We start from the raw sequence: 17921 nt of genomic DNA, 5'->3' as shown, positions 1-17921 counted from the left end.
ACCCTCACACCCGGCGCAATATCGCCAATGACGAGTTTTTGCCACTGGTGAAGGGGAGGATGATGATCATGCTTGAAGTGCTCGGAGTCGACTCAGAATCAGAAACCGTCTATGCCGCGTTGCTCTCCTCGCCGCCGGCGGTGCCGGACGACCTGGCGCGCACCACCGGGCTGTCGCCGACCCGCGTGCGGGTGGCACTGCGTCGGCTTCAGTCGTCCGGACTCGTGAACCGTCGGCCCGGCCGTCCGGTCAGCTATGTGGCCATCGACCCCGAGGTCGCCTTGGACGGGCTGTTGCTGACCAGACAGGAGCAGCTGCGCAGGGCGAGGCTCCGCGCCGGAGAGTTCACCGAGCAGTTCCGTCGATTGGCGGCCACCCGAGACCCGGCTGCGCTCGTCGAGGTCGTCACCGGGGCTGACGCGGTGCGCCGGCGGAGCAGCCAGGCGATACGGGGCGCACGACACGAGGTTTGTGCCTTCGACAAACCGCCATATCACTCCGGGGGCGAACTCGACCCGAACGAACCTGAACTCGAGTTTCTCGCTCGCGGTGGCACCGTCCGCGCTCTGTACGACGCGGACGGCATCAGCAAGCCCGGTCGTCTGAACGTTCTCCGCATGTGGGCAGCCGCGGGCGAGCAGGCTCGGGTGCTCCACGATGTCCCCACCAAGATGGCCCTTGTCGACGACCGACTTGCGATCTTGCCTCTGCTCCCCGGTTCAGGCCCGGACCCGAGCCCCTCCTTCGTCGTACTGCATCGATCAGCGGTCCTCGACGCGCTGTCGGCGCTGTTCGAGGCGCTGTGGGCGGCCGCTCTGCCGCTCCAGCTCGGGAGCGTGCACGGCACCGACCGCAATGGCCTGTCGTCGGACGACCAGCTTCTGGTCAACCTCCTGGCCGCGGGCCTCACGGACGAAGCCATCGCACGACAGGTCAACATCAGTTACCGCACGTTGCAGCGCCGCCTACGCGCCCTGATGGACCGGGCACACGCGCACACACGATTCCAGCTCGGCATTCATGCCACGGCGAATGGGTGGGTGAAGGGTGGGGGAGTGTGGGAGCAAGGTTGTAACTCCTCAAGGGAGTAAACCCGTTGCCTGATTTCGCTCCGGCGTGGCAGGACTGCTGCGGCAACTGACCGAGCTGATCCGGTGCAGACGGACTGAGCGGTCCCTGACAGACCGCGTGGCGCCCGGGAGTGAACCCTCGCCCACACAGTGCGAGGGGCAGAGCTCCGTCGGCCGCTCGGCCGACAGGTCCAGTTGCCGACGCAGGCCCTCCAGAAGCGGTCGCGGCCCCAGGATCAAAGGCCTCTGACTACTGACGGTCCGTCCGACGAACTCCCGGATCAGCCCGGCGAGGCGTCGGCCGTGCTCCGGCGGCATCACCCGGTCGCCGCGGGCCCGGATCACCAGGGCGGGACGATCGAAGCCCGGCAGCCGTTCGGCGGCCCGGACCAGGACGTCGCGGTCCGCCGGTGTCGCGCGAAGTACGCGCACGGCGGCGCGGCGGATCTCCGGCTGCTCCAGGACCGGGCGCATCCAGCGGGCAGCGCCGCCGTCCCCGCGTCGGGTCAGCCACCCGAACGCGATCGGCAGCCGCCGCATCACCCGGAGCCGCATGCGCGAGGGCGTTGCCCGGCCGGCGGGTCGTCGCCGGCTCAGCTGCCGGCGGGCGATCGTTGGTCATCCGAGCCGCAGCGCGATCCACAGTTCCGTCCGTACGTCCATGTCGTCCAGGTCCGCGTCCAGCAGCGTCGCGCAGCGGGCGATGCGCTGGCGGACCGTGTTGCGGTGGATCTGCAGGGCCGTCGCGGTGCGGTCCCAGCTGCCGTGCAGGCTCAGCCAGCAGCGCAGGGTCTCGGCCAGCGGTTCGGTGAGCGGGGCGAGCAGGGCGCGGGCGTGGGCCTCGGCCTGGTCGGGCGCGATCAGAGCGGCCAGCCCCCGCCCGGTGTCGGTGTGGTGGTGCGCGAGCGGGGTGCGGGTGGCCACGGCGCGGCCCAGGGCGCGGGCCGCCTGGCCGTCGGCGAGGTCGAGTGCGGTGACGGGCGCGGGCGCGGAGGCGCCGAGCGTCCAGCCCGGCTGCGGGGTGATCCGGTCGCTGCCCGGGACCAGGACCCGGACCGCGTCGGCGCCCCGGCCGGCGTCGACCAGGGCCGAGCCGAGGGCGGCGCCCAGCGCGCCGGCGGTCAGCGGATCGACGGGGCCGCCACCGCTGCGGCGGGCGTGCACCACCGTCCAGAGCTCGGCGGCGCCGAGCAGCGGGGCGACGTCCGCCGGCCCCGCGCCGAGCAGCATCCGCACCAGCGCCGCCGAGCGGCCCGCGGCATCGGCGCCCTGGTGCGGGGCGGCCAGCAGCGACAACAGGACGACCGCGATCCCGGCGACCGTGTGGTCGCCCGCCTCGCGTCGCTCCGTCGCCAGGGCCAGGACGAGGCCGTGCCCGCCGCCGAGCGCGTACGCGAAGAGGTGCGTGTCCCCGAGGGTGTCGGTCGCGGACGTGGGGGCGGGGGAGGAGGGAGGGGCGGTGGGGGAGACCACACGGGTCAGCCGGCCCAGCGCCGCCCGCACGGTGGGGGCCGGGCGGCGGCCCGCCGCGTGCAGCTCCTCGCCGCGCGAGGAGAGCAGCATCGCCCGCCCCGACAGCTGCACGGCCAGCTGATGCAGCACCGCGGGCACCGGATCCGGCCGGGCCGCCGCGGTCGCCAGGGCCTGCTGGGCGCGCGTCACACGGCGCAGCTCCCGGTGCCGGGCCTCCGCCATCAGCCGCCACACCGCCCGCGCGATCGTCGTGAACGGTGTCGCGGGCGGCACCTCCACCAGGGGCAGTCCGTGCCGGTCGCACGCCTCGATCAGCGCCTGCGGCACCGCGTCGTGCACCGGGGTGACCCCGAACCCGAGCGCCGCCGCTCCCGCCTCCACCAGCCGGGCGACATAGGTGTCCGGGTCCTTGAGCAGCACTCCGGCGCTCAGCAGCAGCTCACCGCCGAGCAGGTACGGGTAGGGGTCGGCCATCTCCGAGGTGTGCACCCACAGCAGGTCGGCGTGGGCCGGGCCGGCGATCCGGTGCAGCCCGAGCTCCTCGCGGGCGAGCAGCTCGGCGAGCGGGATCGGCGGGGTGGGAGGGGTGGATCCGGTGGCACCGGAGGCGGGTCCTGCGGTGTGCCCTGATTCGGCGGGGGAAGCGGGTCCGGTGGGGGGTACGGGGCCCGTGGGAGTGTCCGACATGGACGGTCCATCCATTGGATACGGAGAGAATGGATGAAACGTACACTTCAGCACCGCCTGTGGGCCACCTACCGTCTTCACGAAACGCATACGCGCACGTTCCGCGAAGTGACCGAGACGGAGGAAAGCCCATGGCTGTCGACTACGCAGTGATCATCGTCTATCTGGCCGGCATGCTCGCCATGGGCTGGTTCGGCATGCGCCGCGCCAAGTCCAAGAGCGAATTCCTGGTGGCAGGCCGCCGCCTCGGCCCCTGGATGTACTCCGGGACCATGGCCGCGATCGTCCTCGGCGGAGCCTCCACCATCGGCGGTGTCGGCCTCGGTTACCAGTACGGACTCTCCGGCGCCTGGATGGTCTTCACCATCGGCCTCGGACTGCTCGCTCTGTCCGTCTTCTTCTCGGCACGCATCGCCCGGCTGAAGGTCTACACCGTCTCCGAGATGCTCGACCTGCGCTACGGCGGCCGGGCCGGACTCATCTCCGGTGTCGTCATGTGGGCGTACACGCTGATGCTCGCGGTCACCTCGACCATCGCGTACGCCACCATCTTCGACGTCCTCTTCGACATGAACCGGACCGTCGCGATCATCCTGGGCGGCGCCATCGTCGTCGCGTACTCGACGCTCGGCGGCATGTGGTCGATCACGCTCACCGACATGGTGCAGTTCGTCGTCAAGACGATCGGCGTGCTGCTCCTCCTGCTGCCGATCGCGGTCATCAAGGCCGGCGGCTTCAGCGAGATGAAGGCGAAGCTGCCCACGGAGTACTTCGACCCGCTGGGCATCGGCGGGGAGACGATCTTCACCTACGTGCTGATCTACACCTTCGGCATGCTGATCGGCCAGGACATCTGGCAGCGCGTGTTCACCGCGCGCAGCGACCGCACCGCACGCTGGGGCGGCACCGTCGCCGGTACGTACTGCCTGGTGTACGCGGTCGCCGGAGCCGTCATCGGCACCGCCGCCAAGGTCATGTACCCGAAGCTGCCCAGCGCGGACGCCGCGTTCGCCACCATCGTCAAGGACGAACTGCCGGTGGGTGTCCGCGGGCTGGTGCTGGCCGCCGCGCTCGCCGCGGTGATGTCCACGTCGTCCGGCGCGCTGATCGCCTGCGCCACCGTCGCCAACAACGACATCTGGTCGAAGCTGCGGGGCGTGGTGAGCCGGAGGGGCGGCGAGGAGCACGACGAGGTGAAGGGCAACCGCGCCTTCATCCTCATCATGGGTGTCGTCGTCATCGTCATCGCCATCGCGCTGAACAACGTCGTCGAGGCCCTGACCGTCGCGTACAACCTGCTCGTCGGCGGGCTGCTGGTGCCGATCCTCGGCGGTCTGCTGTGGCGCCGCGGCACCGCGGCCGGTGCGCTGGCCGCCGTGGCGGTGGGCGGCGTCGCGGTGATCGGCCTGATGGCGACGTACGGAATCCTCGCCAACGAACCCGTCTACTACGGCCTGCTGGCCTCGCTCGCGGTGTACGTGATCGTGTCCCTGGCCACGAAGCCGACGGACCCGGCGGTACTGGCCGCCTGGCGCGAACGGCTGGCCGGGAAGGGCGCGGAGGCCGAGGCGCCGGAGCCGGTCACCGTCTGACGACCACTCGTCCCCGATCGCCGGGCAGGCAGTTCGGGCCCGCCCGGCGATCGGGGACGGAACCGTTGCGGGAGGCACCCCGAACGCCGCCGCATCCCGCACACTCGAATAACGTACGAACGCCCACAAAGCGCGCACCACCCCTCAGGAAGGCACCCCACATGAGCAGCAACGAAACGCCGCGCGGCCCCGTCGACTCCTCCCGCGTCCCGCGGTACGCCGGGCCCGCGACGTTTGCGCGGCTGCCCCGGCTCGACGAGGTCGGCACGGCCGACGTCGCCGTCGTCGGTGTGCCCTTCGACACGGGTGTGTCGTACCGCCCCGGCGCCCGCTTCGGCGGCAACGCCATCCGTGAGGCGTCGCGCCTGCTGCGCCCGTACAACCCGGCGCAGGACGCCTCCCCGTTCGCCCTCGCGCAGGTCGCCGACGCCGGTGACATCGCCGCCAACCCGTTCAACATCAACGAGGCCGTGGAGACGATCGAGGCCGCGGCCGACGACCTTCTCGGCACCGGCGCCCGCATGATGACGCTCGGCGGCGACCACACCATCGCGCTTCCGCTGCTGCGTTCCGTCGCGAAGAAGCACGGCCCGGTCGCGCTGCTCCACTTCGACGCCCACCTCGACACGTGGGACACCTACTTCGGCGCCGAGTACACCCACGGCACGCCGTTCCGCCGCGCCGTGGAGGAGGGCATCCTCGACACGTCCGCTCTCTCCCACGTCGGCACCCGCGGCCCGCTGTACGGCAAGCAGGACCTCGACGACGACGCCAAGCTGGGCTTCGGCATCGTCACCTCCGCCGACGTCATGCGCCGCGGTGTCGACGAGATCACCGACCAGCTGCGCCAGCGCATCGGCGACCGTCCGCTGTACATCTCCATCGACATCGACGTCCTGGACCCGGCGCACGCGCCCGGCACCGGCACGCCGGAGGCCGGCGGCCTCACCTCCCGCGAGCTGCTGGAGATCGTCCGCGGCCTGTCCTCGTGCCACCTGGTCTCCGCCGACCTGGTCGAGGTCGCTCCCGCGTACGACCACGCGGAGATCACGGCCGTCGCCGCCTCGCACACCGCGTACGAACTCACGACGATCATGTCCCGCCAGATCGCGGCGGCGAAGGGGACTCAGGCCAAGTGACTCACGACCACCACGACGAGCGCCCGCAGCTCACCTCCGAGCAGATCGCGGCCGCACTGAACCCGCCCGCCGGGCGCAACGGCGGCGATCTCGTCGTCGAGACCCTCCAGGGCCTCGGCGCGACCACCGTCTTCGGCCTGCCGGGGCAGCACGCGCTCGGCATGTTCGACGCGCTGCGCCGCTCCTCCCTCTCGTACGTCGGGCTGCGCGTGGAGAACAACGCCGGCTTCGCCGCCGACGCGTACGGCCGGATCACCGGTGAAGTGGCGCCCCTGCTGCTCTCCACCGGGCCGGGCGCGCTCACCTCCCTCGCCGCGCTCCAGGAGGCGGCGTCCGCCTCGGCCCCCGTGCTGGCCATCTCCAGCCAGATCCCGACCGCGGGTCTGGGCGGCGGCCGCCACGGCTACCTGCACGAACTCCGGGACCAGAAGGCGTCGTTCCGCGACATCGTGAAGTCGGTCCACACGGTCCGCACGGCGTCGCAGATCCCGTCCGCGATCGCCGCCGCCTGGGAGTCCGCGCTGACGGCCCCGCACGGCCCGGTCTGGATCGAGATCCCGCAGGACGTGCTCCTCGCCGAGACCACGCTCCCCGTCGTCACGGCGATGGACGCCACCCCGCCCGTCCTGCATCCCCGCCCCGAACTGACGGCCGTGGCAGCGCACCTGCTGTCGAACGCCGAACGCCCGGCGATCATCGCGGGCGGCGGAGTCGTGCGCTCCGACGCGTCCGGCAAGCTGCTCGCGCTCGCGGAGAAGCTCGACGCCCCGGTCGTCACCACCTTCGGCGGCAAGGGCGCGTTCCCGTGGGAACACCCCCTGTCCCTCCAGTCCTGGCTGGAGGACCGTCACACGACGGACTTCCTCGAAGCGGCCGACGTCCTGCTCGTCGTCGGCTCCGGGCTCGGCGAACTCTCCTCGAACTACCACACGTTCAAGCCGCGCGGCCGGGTCGTCCAGATCGAGGCGGACGCCGGGAAGCTGGAGTCCAACCACCCCGCGCTCGGCATCCACGCCGACGCCCGCGAGGCCCTCGCCGACCTCCTCGACGCGGTCGACCGCCGCGAGGACGAGGCGGCGGCGGACCGTGTGCGCACGGTGCTCGACGCGGTACGCACCCGGATCGACGGCCAGGGCCTCACCCTGGAACAGCAGCTGGTCGCCTCGGTCCGCGAGGCGCTGCCCGACACGTCCCCGAGCTTCTGGGACATGACGATCCTCGCCTACTGGGCCTGGTCCGCCTTCGACGCCCGTCACCCCAACACCATGCACTCGGCGCAGGGCGCGGGCGGCCTCGGCTACGGCTTCCCGGCGGCGCTCGGCGCGGCGGCCGCCGACCGGACGAGGCCGGTCCTCGCGGTCTCCGGCGACGGCGGCGCGATGTACTCCATCGCGGAACTGGCCACCGCCCGCCAATACGACCTGCCGGTCACCTGGCTGATCGTCGACGACGGCGGCTACGGCATTCTGCGCGAGTACATGACGGGCGCGTTCGGAGAGGCCACGGCGACGGAACTGTCCCGCCCGGACTTCGTCGCCCTCGCCGAGTCGTTCGGTGTCCCGGCGGTCCGTACGACCCCCGAGACGCTCGCCGACGACCTGGCGAAGTCCCTCGCGGAACCCGGCCCCTCGGTGGTCGTGCTCCCGGCACTGCTGAGGATGTTCGAGCCGACGCACCTGTAGGTAACGGTCCGGTGGTGCGCAGGTGGTTCAGCGATCGACGGACGCCTTCCCGATCGCTTCCACCTGCGCCTGCCGGCCCCGCTCGAACTCCTTCTGCCCGTCCGCGGAGAGAGTGCCCGGCAGCTCCCTGCCCGGGGGCATCAGCTCCGGGATCGACCGGAAGACCGCGCCGGCCGCCGGGCCTCGGCCCCGCCGCCAGGCGAATTCCAGGTACTTCCCGGCCGTCCACAGGCGCAGCTTCATATGGGTGAGGGGCTGTCTGGCGGCCTTCTGTCTCGACTCCGGATGCGACAGGGACCGGGACTCCACGTCCGCGAGACTCTGAAGCGCTTCCAGGGCCGCGTACAGCTGCCCACAGCGATAGGCGTCGTTCGGCATGCTCTCTCCCCGGTCCACTCCGACAGAAGGCATTGCTACCCGGTCTTCCGGACCGGGAACTACGGCCCGGCGCGGCGTACAACTATTCGGCCGTCCGCGAGTCATCCCTGACAGGTGCGCAGGGGACGCACCGTACAGATGACTCAGGGGGGACACTCCTCATGACGGACCAGCCTCGTATATCCGGCCGCGCGCGCACCGCGCTCTCCGTCGCGCTCGCCGCGGGCATGCTCGCGCCCGTGACTCTCGCGGCCACACCCGCCACTGCCGCGACACCGGCCGTGAGCTGTACCTCAGGCAAGGCGGGACTCGCCGCCAAACTGTCGAAGGACATCGCGGCCGCTCTCAAGGGGCGCACGTCGACCACGGCGATCGCGCTCTACGACCGGACCACCGGCACGTCGTGCACGATGCGGTCCACCAGCGCGTACGACTCCGCGAGCGTGGTGAAGGCGACCGTCCTCGCGACGCTGCTCTGGGACAACAAGAAGCACAACCGCTACCTCACGCAGCGTGAGGTCAACCTCGCCACCGCCATGATCACCAAGTCCGACAACGACGCGACCACCAGCCTGTGGAAGCAGCTCGGCGTGACCAAGGTGAAGGCGTTCCTGAAGGCCGCGGGCATGACGCACACCGTGCCCGGTTCCGGCGGCTACTGGGGACTGACCCGGATCACGGCGCAGGACGAGCTCAGGCTGCTCAAGCTGCTGACCGCCACGAACTCCGTGCTCAGCGACAACTCGCGTGCGTACGAACTCGGTCTGATGCACAAGGTCATCTCCTCACAGCGCTGGGGAACGCCCGCCGGCGCCCCGGCCGGGGTGACCGTGCAGGTCAAGAACGGCTGGCTGCCGCGCGCCACGCACGGCTGGCGGGTGCACAGCATCGGCGCCTTCACCGGCAAGGGGCACGACTACGGGATCACCGTGCTCACCCAGGACAACAAGACGATGAACGACGGCATCAACACCATCCAGGCCGTCGCCCGCGCCATCCACAAGGATCTGAACCCGGCCACCGCGGCGAAGACGGCGGTCGCCCCGCCGGCGAAGCCGCAGGAGGCGGTCCCGGCGGTGCCGGAGGCATCCGCCGTCCCGATGGTGACGGCCCCGGCCCGGTCCTGAGGACCCCGGCAAGGCCCGCAGGGGATCACGGGGCAGCCCCAGGGGCGCGCCCCCGCCCCTGTTCGCGCTCCGCCGTAAGACGTACCCGGGTCCTCCGCCGAAGGGACTGTCTTTGTGACAGCGGGATGAAATCCGCAGCTGATCGCGTTGGTGCCTTCCGGTAGATCAGGTCGAACGGGAGGCACCGGTGGCGGACGCGGGCACGGACGCGGGCACGGACGCAGCACAGCAGGGATGGGCGCGGCGGCTGGCCCATTACGCATGGCGTTACCGGCGCAATGTGCTGCTGGCGCTCGGTTCGTCGATCGCCGGGATGGCCGTGATGGCGCTCGTCCCGCTGATCACCAAGGTGATCATCGACGATGTGGTCGTCGACCACACCCGGTCCCTCGGCGTCTGGACCGGGCTCCTCGTCGGCGCCGCGCTGCTGGTGTACGTATCGACGTACATCCGCCGCTACTACGGCGGCCGGCTCGCCCTCGACGTGCAGCACGATCTGCGGACCGGGATGTACCGGACCCTGGCCCGGCTCGACGGCAGGCGCCAGGACGAGCTGTCCACCGGGCAGGTCATCGGGCGCGCCACCAGCGACCTGCAGCTGATCCAGGGGCTGCTCTTCATGCTCCCGATGACGATCGGGAACATACTGCTCTTCCTCATCTCCCTGGTGATCATGGCGTGGCTCTCGCCGCTGCTGACGCTCGTCGCGGTCGCCGTCGCCCCGGCGCTCTGGTTCATCGCCCGCCGCTCCCGCGCCCGGCTCTTCCCCGCCACCTGGTACGCCCAGGGGCAGGCCGCCGCCGTCGCCGGAGTGGTCGACGGGGCCGTCTCCGGGGTCCGGGTCGTCAAGGGGTTCGGGCAGGAGGAGCAGGAGACCGGCAAGCTGCGCGAGGTCGGGCGGAAGCTGTTCGCCGGGCGGCTGCGCACGATCCGGCTGAACTCCCGGTACACCCCCGCGCTCCAGGCCGTCCCCGCGCTCGGCCAGGTCGCGATGCTGGCGCTCGGTGGCTGGCTCGCCACCCGCGGCGAGATCACCCTCGGCACGTTCGTCGCCTTCTCGACCTACCTCGCGCAGCTCGTCGGACCGGTCCGGATGCTCGCCATGGTCCTCACCGTCGGGCAGCAGGCCCGGGCAGGGGTGGAGCGCGTCATCGAGCTGATCGACACCGAGCCGACCATGCGGGACGGCGCGCTGGAGCTCCCCGCCGACGCCCCCGCGAGCGTCGAGTTCGACGACGTGCGGTTCGGCTACGACCCGGAGCGACCGGTCCTCGACGGCTTCTCGCTCACCATCGAGCCCGGCGAGACCGTCGCCCTCGTCGGAGCCTCCGGCAGCGGGAAGTCCACCGTCTCCCTGCTGCTGCCCCGCTTCTACGACGTGGCGCACGGCGCGGTCCTGGTCGGCGGCCACGACGTCCGCGAGCTCACCCACGAATCCCTGCGGGCCGCGATCGGTCTCGTACCGGAGGACAGCTTCCTGTTCTCCGACACCGTCCGCGCCAACCTCGCCTACGGGCGCCCGGACGCCACCCAGGAACAGATCGAGCAGGCCGCCCGTGCCGCCCAGGCGGACCGGTTCATCGCCGACCTGCCGCGCGGCTACGACACCAAGGTCGGCGAGCACGGGCTCACCCTCTCCGGCGGTCAGCGCCAGCGCCTCGCGCTCGCCCGTGCCATCCTCACCGACCCCCGGCTCCTCCTCCTCGACGACGCCACCTCCGCCGTCGACGCGCGCGTCGAGCACGAGATCCACGAGGCGCTCGCACAGGTCATGGCGGGGCGTACGACCCTGCTGATCGCCCACCGCCGTTCCACCCTCGCTCTGGCCGACCGGATCGCGGTCCTGGAGCAGGGCAGGCTCGCCGACATCGGCACGCACGAGGAGCTGGAGCGCCGCTCGGCCCTCTACCGGCGGCTGCTCACCGACCCGGACGAACTCGGCGGCACCTCCCCGGGCCACCAGCCGGTCAGGTCCGACACGGCCGTCGACGACGACCGGGCGATCCAGGAGGAGCTGGAGGCCGATTTCGACGCCGAGCGCGGCATCAGCCCCGGCCTCTGGGTCCGCAAGGAGGAGCCCCGCGACATCGACGCCGCGGGTATGCCCGCCACTCCCGAGCTGCTCGCCCAGGTCGAGGCGCTGCCCCCGGCCACCGACGTCCCCGACATCGACGAGGCGCGCGCCGTGCGGTCCGAGGAGGCCTACGGGCTGCGCCGGCTGCTGCACGGATTCGGGCTTCCGCTGCTGGTGAGCCTTGCTCTCGTCGCCGTCGACGCGGGCATGAGCCTGGTGCTGCCGGTGCTGATCCGGCACGGCATCGACGAGGGTGTCACCCGGATGGCGCTCGGCGCGGTGTGGGCGGCGTCCGGGCTCGCCCTGCTCGTCGTCGTGGTGCAGTGGGCGGCGCAGATCGGCGAGACCCGGATGACCGGCCGCACCGGCGAGCGGGTGCTCTACTCGCTCCGTCTGAAGATCTTCGCGCAGCTCCAGCGGCTCGGCCTCGACTACTACGAGCGTGAGCTGACCGGACGCATCATGACCCGGATGACGACGGACGTGGACGCGCTGTCCACGTTCCTGCAGACCGGTCTGGTCACGGCGTTCGTCTCCGTCGTCACGTTCTTCGGCATCATGGGCGTGCTGCTCGTCCTCGACGTCCAGCTGGCCCTCGTCGTCTTCGCGACCCTTCCCGCACTGATCGTCGGCACGTTCTTCTTCCGCCGCAGGAGCGTCAAGGCGTACGAGCTGGCCCGTGAGCGGATCAGCGTCGTCAACGCCGACCTCCAGGAGTCCGTCTCCGGGCTCCGGATCGTGCAGGCGTTCCGCCGCGAGAAGGACGGTGCCGAACGGTTCGCCGACCGCAGCGACCACTACCGCGAGGCCCGGGTCCGCGGGCAGTGGCTGATATCGGTCTACTTCCCGTTCGTGCAGCTGCTCTCGTCGGTGGCCGCGGCCGCCGTACTGATCGTCGGCGCGGGCCGGGTCGACAACGGCACCCTCACCACCGGTGCCCTCGTCGCGTATCTCCTGTACATCGACCTGTTCTTCGCCCCGGTGCAGCAGCTCTCGCAGGTCTTCGACGGATATCAGCAGGCCACGGTGTCGCTCGGCCGCATCCAGGAGCTCCTCCGGGAACCGGCGTCCACCGTCGGCTCCGAGGAGCCGCTGGACGTGCTGTCGCTGCGCGGCGAGATCGCGTTCGAGGACGTGTCCTTCGCATACGGCTCCGGCGACGAGAAGGAGGAGGCCCTCACCGGCGTCAACCTGCGGATCCCGGCCGGTCAGACCGTCGCGTTCGTGGGTGAGACCGGCGCCGGCAAGTCCACCCTCGTCAAGCTCGTCGCCCGGTTCTACGACCCGACGGGCGGCCGGGTCACGGCGGACGGCACCGACCTGCGCAGTCTCGACCTCACCGCGTACCGGCACCGCCTCGGAGTCGTGCCGCAGGAGGCGTACCTCTTCGCCGGTACGCTCCGCGACGCCATCGCCTACGGGCGGCCGGACGCCTCCGACGCGCAGGTGGAGGCGGCGGCCCGGGCGGTCGGCGCACACGACATGATCGCCACGCTGGACGGCGGCTATCTGTACGAGGTCGCCGAGCGGGGCCGCAACCTCTCGGCCGGCCAGCGCCAGCTGATCGCGCTCGCCCGCGCCGAACTCGTCGATCCGGACGTCCTGCTGCTCGACGAGGCGACCGCTTCCCTGGACCTCGCCAGCGAGGCCCTGGTCAACCAGGCGACGGACCGGCTCACCGGGCGGCGCACCACCCTTGTCGTCGCCCACCGGCTGACCACGGCCGCCCGCGCCGACCGGGTCGTGGTGATGGACCACGGCCGGGTCGTCGAGGACGGCACGCACGACGAACTCCTCGCCGAGGACGGTCATTACGCCGTGCTGTGGCGCACCTTCATAGGGGAGGACGAGCGCGCGGGGGTCTGATCCGCACGGCCCCGCCGGTCACAGCACTAGCGGATGCCGGAGATCTTCCCGGTCTGCAGGTCCGACTGCACGGTGAGGTTGGAGTACGTGGGGTGCTTGCCGCCGCTCCAGGTCAGCCGCACCTTCGACCATGTGTGACCCGCACCGCTGTCGCCGGCGGTGACCCTGAAGGCGAGCGGCGTGTTCTGGGCGCGCAGCACGCCGTCCGCGTGGTTGCGCGCCTCCCAGGTGCGCAACTGGGAGCGGAGTCCGGGCGTGAGATAGAACGAGCGGAGAGCGGTGGCGAGTTTGCCACCGCCCTCGACCGTGACCGCGTCGATGTAGGCGCCGTAGAAATGAGCGACCTGCTGATAGGCCGGGACGGTGCTGCGCACCTGCGCCGTGGGTGCCGGAGCCTGCGGCGCGGCGGCGGCCGGGACCATCGGGGCGGCCGCGAGGAGAGCAGTCATGAGGAGCGCGCGGCCGATGGTGCGGCGCCCGCGCGGACGTGACGCATTGCCGAATTGGATCATGGCAGTTCCTGCCTTTCGTATGACTCTGCCCCGTTGGACCCATGTTGGGGCGATTCGGTTGCTGGAGAAGCCCAGCGCGCCGCGTGCAACCTTCGGATGGCCCTTCGCGTCGTACGCATGTACGTTCGTGTGCTCGGCTGGGGCAAGAGTGTTCGATGGGGTGAGGGAACTGCTGGGGAACAGAGGGGGCGTGGCCGTGCGAAGCGCCGGGCGGGGCAGAGGTCGTCGGGCGCTTGTGCCCGCCTTCATCCTGGTGCTGACGAGCGCCGTGGGCCTGGTGGTCGGCAGCCCCGGGGCGGGCCCCGCCGACGCCGCGTCGCCGTGCACCGGGCGGCCGGCGAGGACGATCGGCTTCGCCACCGGTGAGCTGCGCGTCTACCGGAGCCGTTCCTACGCCTGCGTGCTCGCGGTCGCCAAGAAGCCGGGCAGGCGGCGGCAGATGTCCGTGCAGCTCCAGGCGCGCGGCGGCGCGCCGGTCACCGACAGCGGCAAGTACACCAAACAGGCCGGGCCGGTGACGGTGCACGCGCTGAACCGGTGTGTCCGGGCCGCGGGCTCGATCGAGGGAAAGACGGCGTCCACGGGCTGGATCCTCTGCTGACTGTGCGACAGGTGGGTCTGGCGGGACCGGTGTTGCCCCGCTAGGTTCACGACCAATGTCGTGAATCAGGGGAGGGTGTATGAGCAAGGTGCTCAGAGGATTCCTGTCGCTCGCGGTGCTCATAGGCACAGTCGGGGCGACCGGCGCCTCGGTCGGCGCGGCCACCGCCGCGGAACCGGCCGCCCGGGACTCGGCCCAGGCCGCCGCAGGCGGCGAGAGCGGTACGAGCACGGACATCAAGGACCGCATCCTGGCCATCCCGGGAATGAGTCTGATCGAGGAGAAGCCGTACGCGGGCTACCGCTACTTCGTCCTCAACTACACCCAGCCGATCGACCACCGGCACCCGTCCAAGGGAACGTTCCAGCAGCGCATCACCCTGCTGCACAAGGACACCTCCCGCCCGACGGTCTTCTACACCAGCGGCTACAACGTCTCCACGAACCCCAGCCGCTCCGAGCCGACCCGGATCGTCGACGGCAACCAGGTCTCGCTGGAGTACCGCTTCTTCACCCCCTCCCGCCCGGCGCCCGCCGACTGGTCGAAGCTCGACATCTGGCAGGCCGCCAGCGACCAGCATCGCGTCTACACCGCGCTGAAGCGGATCTACTCCAAGAACTGGCTGGCCACCGGCGGTTCCAAGGGCGGTATGACCGCCACGTACTTCGAGCGCTTCTACCCGAAGGACATGGACGGCGTCGTCGCGTACGTCGCCCCCAACGACGTGGTCAACAAGGAGGACTCGGCGTACGACCGGTTCTTCGAGCACGTCGGCACCAAGGAGTGCCGCGACCGGCTGGAGGGCGTGCAGCGCGAGGCGCTGGTCCGCCGCGAACCGCTGGAGAAGAAGTACAAGGAGTACGCCGACATGAACGGCTACACCTTCAACACCGTCGGATCGCTCGACAAGGCGTACGAAGCCGTCGTCATGGACTACGTCTGGGCGTACTGGCAGTACAGCCTCCTCGCCGACTGCGACACCATTCCGGCCGACGCCGAGTCCGCCCCCGACCAGGCGATCTGGGACTCGATCGACACCATCTCGGGCTTCTCCGCCTACGCGGACCAGGGCCTGTCCACGTACACGCCGTACTACTACCAGGCGGGCACCCAGCTCGGCTCGCCCGACATCGAGCAGCCGTGGCTCGGCAAGCTCAGCCGGTACGGGTACCAGCCGCCGCGCAACTTCGTGCCACGGTCCATCCCGATGAAGTTCCAGCCGTCGGTGATGCGGGACGTCGACCACTGGGTGCAGCACCACGCCGACCACATGATGTGGGTGTACGGGGAGAACGACCCGTGGGGCGCGGAGCGCTTCCGGCTGGGCAGGGGCGCCCACGACAGCCATGTCTACACCGTGGCCGGCGGCAACCATGGATCCAACGTGGCCGGCCTCGCCGCCGACGAGAACGCCGGGGCCACCGCCGACATCCTGCGCTGGGCGGGCGTCGCCCCGGCCGCCGTCCAGTCGGACCCGGCGAAGGCGAAGCCGCTCGCCCCGTACGACGCGCGCCTCGACAAGCGGGACGTGACCAGCGAGCGCAGGCAGGGCCCCGCGCTGCGCCCGTAGGGAGCCTCCGGAAGCGGGTGGGCTGTGCGGCGCCGGGTCCGGACCATCCGGACGGACACGGCGCGCGCAGCCCACTCCTCCACGGAACTCCGCGGAACTCCGCGGAACTCCGCGGTGCGGGCCCGATCCGGATGGACCTAGTAGCTCAGGCCGTAGCCGACCGGGTAGAGCACCTGCGCCGGATCGTCCGCCCGCGGCACCGGAACCGGCAGCCTGCCTTCCGGTTCGGCGCGCCCCGCGATCACCCGGGCCGCCGCCCGCAGTTCGACGTCGGTCCAGGAGTACGCGGCAAGGCTCGCCGCGTGGGCGGGCAGCTGTGCGATGTCGTACGGGTTCCGGATCGCGACCGTGATCACCGGGACACCGGTCGCCACGAGGGCGCCGACCAGGGTGCGCTGCGAGCTGGTCGCGGAGACGTTGTACGTCCCCACGACCACCGCGTCCTTGCCGCGCGCGGCCGCCACCGCCTCGGCGATCTTCGCCTGGGAGGGGGCGGTGCCGGTGGACAGCGCGGTTGCCGCGTAACCCAGTTCACCGAAGGCGGCGGCGAGCGTGGTGGTGGGCGGACCGGTGGTGCCGGAGGGGGACGCCGGATCGGCGCCGACCACCAGAAGGTTCCGGTGGGAGCGGCGGGACAGCGGCAGCACCGCACCGTCGTCGGCCAGCAGCGTCGTGGTGCGCTCGGCGAACCGGTCGGCGGCGTCGAGGTGCGAGCGGATGCCGACGGTACGGTCCACACCCCGGTGGCTGACGAACGGATCGTCGAAGAGCCCCAGCTTCGTCTTCAGCCGCAGGATCCGCAGGATCGATTCATCGAGCCGGGCCTCGCTGATCTCCCCGCTCTTCACGGCCGCGAGCAGCGCGTTCCAGGAGACGTGGAGGTCCGGCGGGTTCAGCAGCTGGTCCACGCCCGCCTGCAGGGCGAGGACGGGCACGCGCTCGTCGCCGTACTTCGTGCGTACGCCCTCCATGCCGAGCGAGTCCGTGACCACGACACCGTCGTAGCCCAGCTCCTCGCGCAGGATGCCGGTGAGGATGGGACGGGACAGCGTGGCCGGGTCCTCGGCCGGGTCGAGAGCGGGCACCACGATGTGCGCGGTCATGATCGAGTCGATGCCGGCGGCGATCGCGGCCCGGAACGGCGGGGCGTCCAGCTCGGCCCACTGCGCGCGGGTGTGGTGGATGTACGGCAGACCGGTGTGGCTGTCGGTGTTCGTGTCGCCGTGGCCGGGGAAGTGCTTGGCCGTCGAGGCGATCCCGGCGCTCTGGTACCCCTTCACCTGGGCTGCGACCATCGCGGCCACGGCCTGCGGATCGGCGCCGAAGGAACGTACGCCGATGACCGGGTTGGCCGGGTTGACGTTGACGTCGGAGTCCGGGGCGTAGTTCTGGTTGATGCCGATCGCGGCGAGTTCGGCGCCCGCGATCTTCCCGGCCCGCCGGGCGTCGGGACGCGAACCGCCCGCACCCAGCGCCATCGCGCCCGGCATCAGCGTCGCGGGTTCACCGACACGGCAGACGATGCCGTGCTCCTGGTCGGTGGAGATGAGCAGCGGCAGCGGGGTGGGTCCGGCGAGTCCGGCACGCTGGATGCCGTTGGAGAGATCGGCGATCTGGTGCGGATCCCGGGTGTTGTGCGCCCAGGTGAAGTAGATGATGCCGCCGACGTGGTACTTGGCGATCAGGTCGGCGGCGGTGCGGACTCCGATCTCGGCCATGTTGGCGTCGATGTCGGCCTGGTCGGGCTCGGTGGCGGAGTGCCCGTACACCCGCATCACGAAGAGCTGGCCCACCTTCTCCTCCGGACTCATCCGGGAGATGAGCCGCTTGAGGCGCTCGGTGGTGGCGGAGGAGTGAGCGGATGCGGCGGCTGCCCCGGGGGCGGCGGCCGCACCGGTCGCGACCGCGGCGACGGTCGCGGCGGTGGCGGTGAGGAGAGTGCGTCTGGAGGTGCGGTGGGGCACGTGAGCTCCTTCGGCCGTACTCGGTGAGGAGAAGGTGATGAAAGAAACTTCCCAGGGTCACCGATATCCAGAAAGTAACTACCGGTCAAGGGCGCCGCCCGATAAACGGGTTGCCGGAAACCGGTCGGCCCCGGCGGCCGGGCGCGGCACACCGCCGATCGGGTTCGCCGGGGACGGGACGGTGTC

12 protein-coding genes are annotated in these 17921 nt (G+C 71.1%); 8 read left to right on the top strand and 4 right to left on the bottom strand.

The features are described from left to right. Positions 1-68: 68 nt before the first annotated feature. On the top strand, positions 69-1091 hold the full coding sequence (locus tag ACFVXE_RS10450; RefSeq protein WP_389670625.1) for a helix-turn-helix domain-containing protein: 1023 nt from the start codon (positions 69-71) through the stop codon (positions 1089-1091). Between the two features lie 597 nt (positions 1092-1688). Here the strand turns inward: ACFVXE_RS10450 and ACFVXE_RS10445 are convergent. Next, positions 1689-3230 (bottom strand): PucR family transcriptional regulator ligand-binding domain-containing protein, encoded by a 1542-nt coding sequence (locus ACFVXE_RS10445; protein WP_389670624.1) that lies wholly within the window; start codon positions 3228-3230, stop codon positions 1689-1691. Between the two features lie 131 nt (positions 3231-3361). On the opposite strand from ACFVXE_RS10445, the gene ACFVXE_RS10440 reads away from it, so the two are divergent. The 3 genes from ACFVXE_RS10440 to ACFVXE_RS10430 all read left to right on the top strand — a co-directional run bounded on the left by ACFVXE_RS10440 (position 3362) and on the right by ACFVXE_RS10430 (position 7643). Further along, on the top strand, positions 3362-4822 hold the full coding sequence (locus ACFVXE_RS10440; protein WP_389670623.1) for a sodium:solute symporter: 1461 nt from the start codon (positions 3362-3364) through the stop codon (positions 4820-4822). Positions 4823-4983: 161 nt separating this feature from the next. Further along, positions 4984-5961: an agmatinase gene (gene speB, locus ACFVXE_RS10435; RefSeq protein WP_389670622.1), complete on the top strand. Its 978-nt coding sequence runs from the start codon at positions 4984-4986 to the stop codon at positions 5959-5961. Then, the gene (locus tag ACFVXE_RS10430) at positions 5958-7643 is read left to right on the top strand and encodes a thiamine pyrophosphate-binding protein (RefSeq protein ID WP_389670621.1); all 1686 of its coding nucleotides are present in this window, start codon (positions 5958-5960) and stop codon (positions 7641-7643) included. The genes speB and ACFVXE_RS10430 overlap by 4 nt, the downstream gene beginning before the upstream one ends. Before the next feature lie 27 nt (positions 7644-7670). Here the strand turns inward: ACFVXE_RS10430 and ACFVXE_RS10425 are convergent, their stop codons facing one another. Next, positions 7671-8021, bottom strand: coding sequence for a hypothetical protein (locus ACFVXE_RS10425; protein ID WP_389670620.1), 351 nt, complete (start codon positions 8019-8021; stop codon positions 7671-7673). A 227-nt stretch (positions 8022-8248) separates the two neighbouring features. Between ACFVXE_RS10425 and ACFVXE_RS10420 the strand changes: the two genes are divergently transcribed. Together ACFVXE_RS10420 and ACFVXE_RS10415 are read left to right on the top strand one after the other, a co-directional pair. Further along, positions 8249-9148, top strand: a complete 900-nt coding sequence (locus ACFVXE_RS10420) for a serine hydrolase (protein ID WP_389670654.1) — start codon at positions 8249-8251, stop codon at positions 9146-9148. A 187-nt stretch (positions 9149-9335) separates the two neighbouring features. After that, the gene (locus ACFVXE_RS10415; RefSeq protein ID WP_389670619.1) at positions 9336-13088 is read left to right on the top strand and encodes an ABC transporter ATP-binding protein; all 3753 of its coding nucleotides are present in this window, start codon (positions 9336-9338) and stop codon (positions 13086-13088) included. 26 nt (positions 13089-13114) lie between these two features. Here ACFVXE_RS10415 and ACFVXE_RS10410 read toward each other — a convergent pair whose 3' ends face one another. Beyond that, a complete protein-coding gene (locus ACFVXE_RS10410; RefSeq protein WP_389670618.1) occupies positions 13115-13600 on the bottom strand; it encodes a hypothetical protein in 486 nt (161 codons plus the stop codon). Positions 13601-13835: 235 nt separating this feature from the next. Between ACFVXE_RS10410 and ACFVXE_RS10405 the strand changes: the two genes are divergently transcribed. After that, on the top strand, positions 13836-14201 hold the full coding sequence (locus tag ACFVXE_RS10405) for a hypothetical protein (protein ID WP_389670617.1): 366 nt from the start codon (positions 13836-13838) through the stop codon (positions 14199-14201). A 79-nt stretch (positions 14202-14280) separates the two neighbouring features. Continuing rightward, positions 14281-15771 carry a S28 family serine protease gene (locus ACFVXE_RS10400; protein WP_389670616.1) on the top strand — a complete coding sequence of 497 codons (1491 nt, stop codon included), beginning with the start codon at positions 14281-14283 and terminating at the stop codon, positions 15769-15771. 137 nt (positions 15772-15908) lie between these two features. On the opposite strand, the gene ACFVXE_RS10395 is transcribed toward ACFVXE_RS10400, so the two are convergent. Continuing rightward, the gene (locus ACFVXE_RS10395) at positions 15909-17735 is read right to left on the bottom strand and encodes a glycoside hydrolase family 3 protein (RefSeq protein ID WP_389670615.1); all 1827 of its coding nucleotides are present in this window, start codon (positions 17733-17735) and stop codon (positions 15909-15911) included. Positions 17736-17921: the final 186 nt, after the last annotated feature.

It is taken from the genome of Streptomyces sp. NPDC058231, assembly GCF_042882275.1.
Taxonomy (GTDB): domain Bacteria; phylum Actinomycetota; class Actinomycetes; order Streptomycetales; family Streptomycetaceae; genus Streptomyces.
This window is presented reverse-complemented; position numbering and strand designations above follow the sequence as displayed.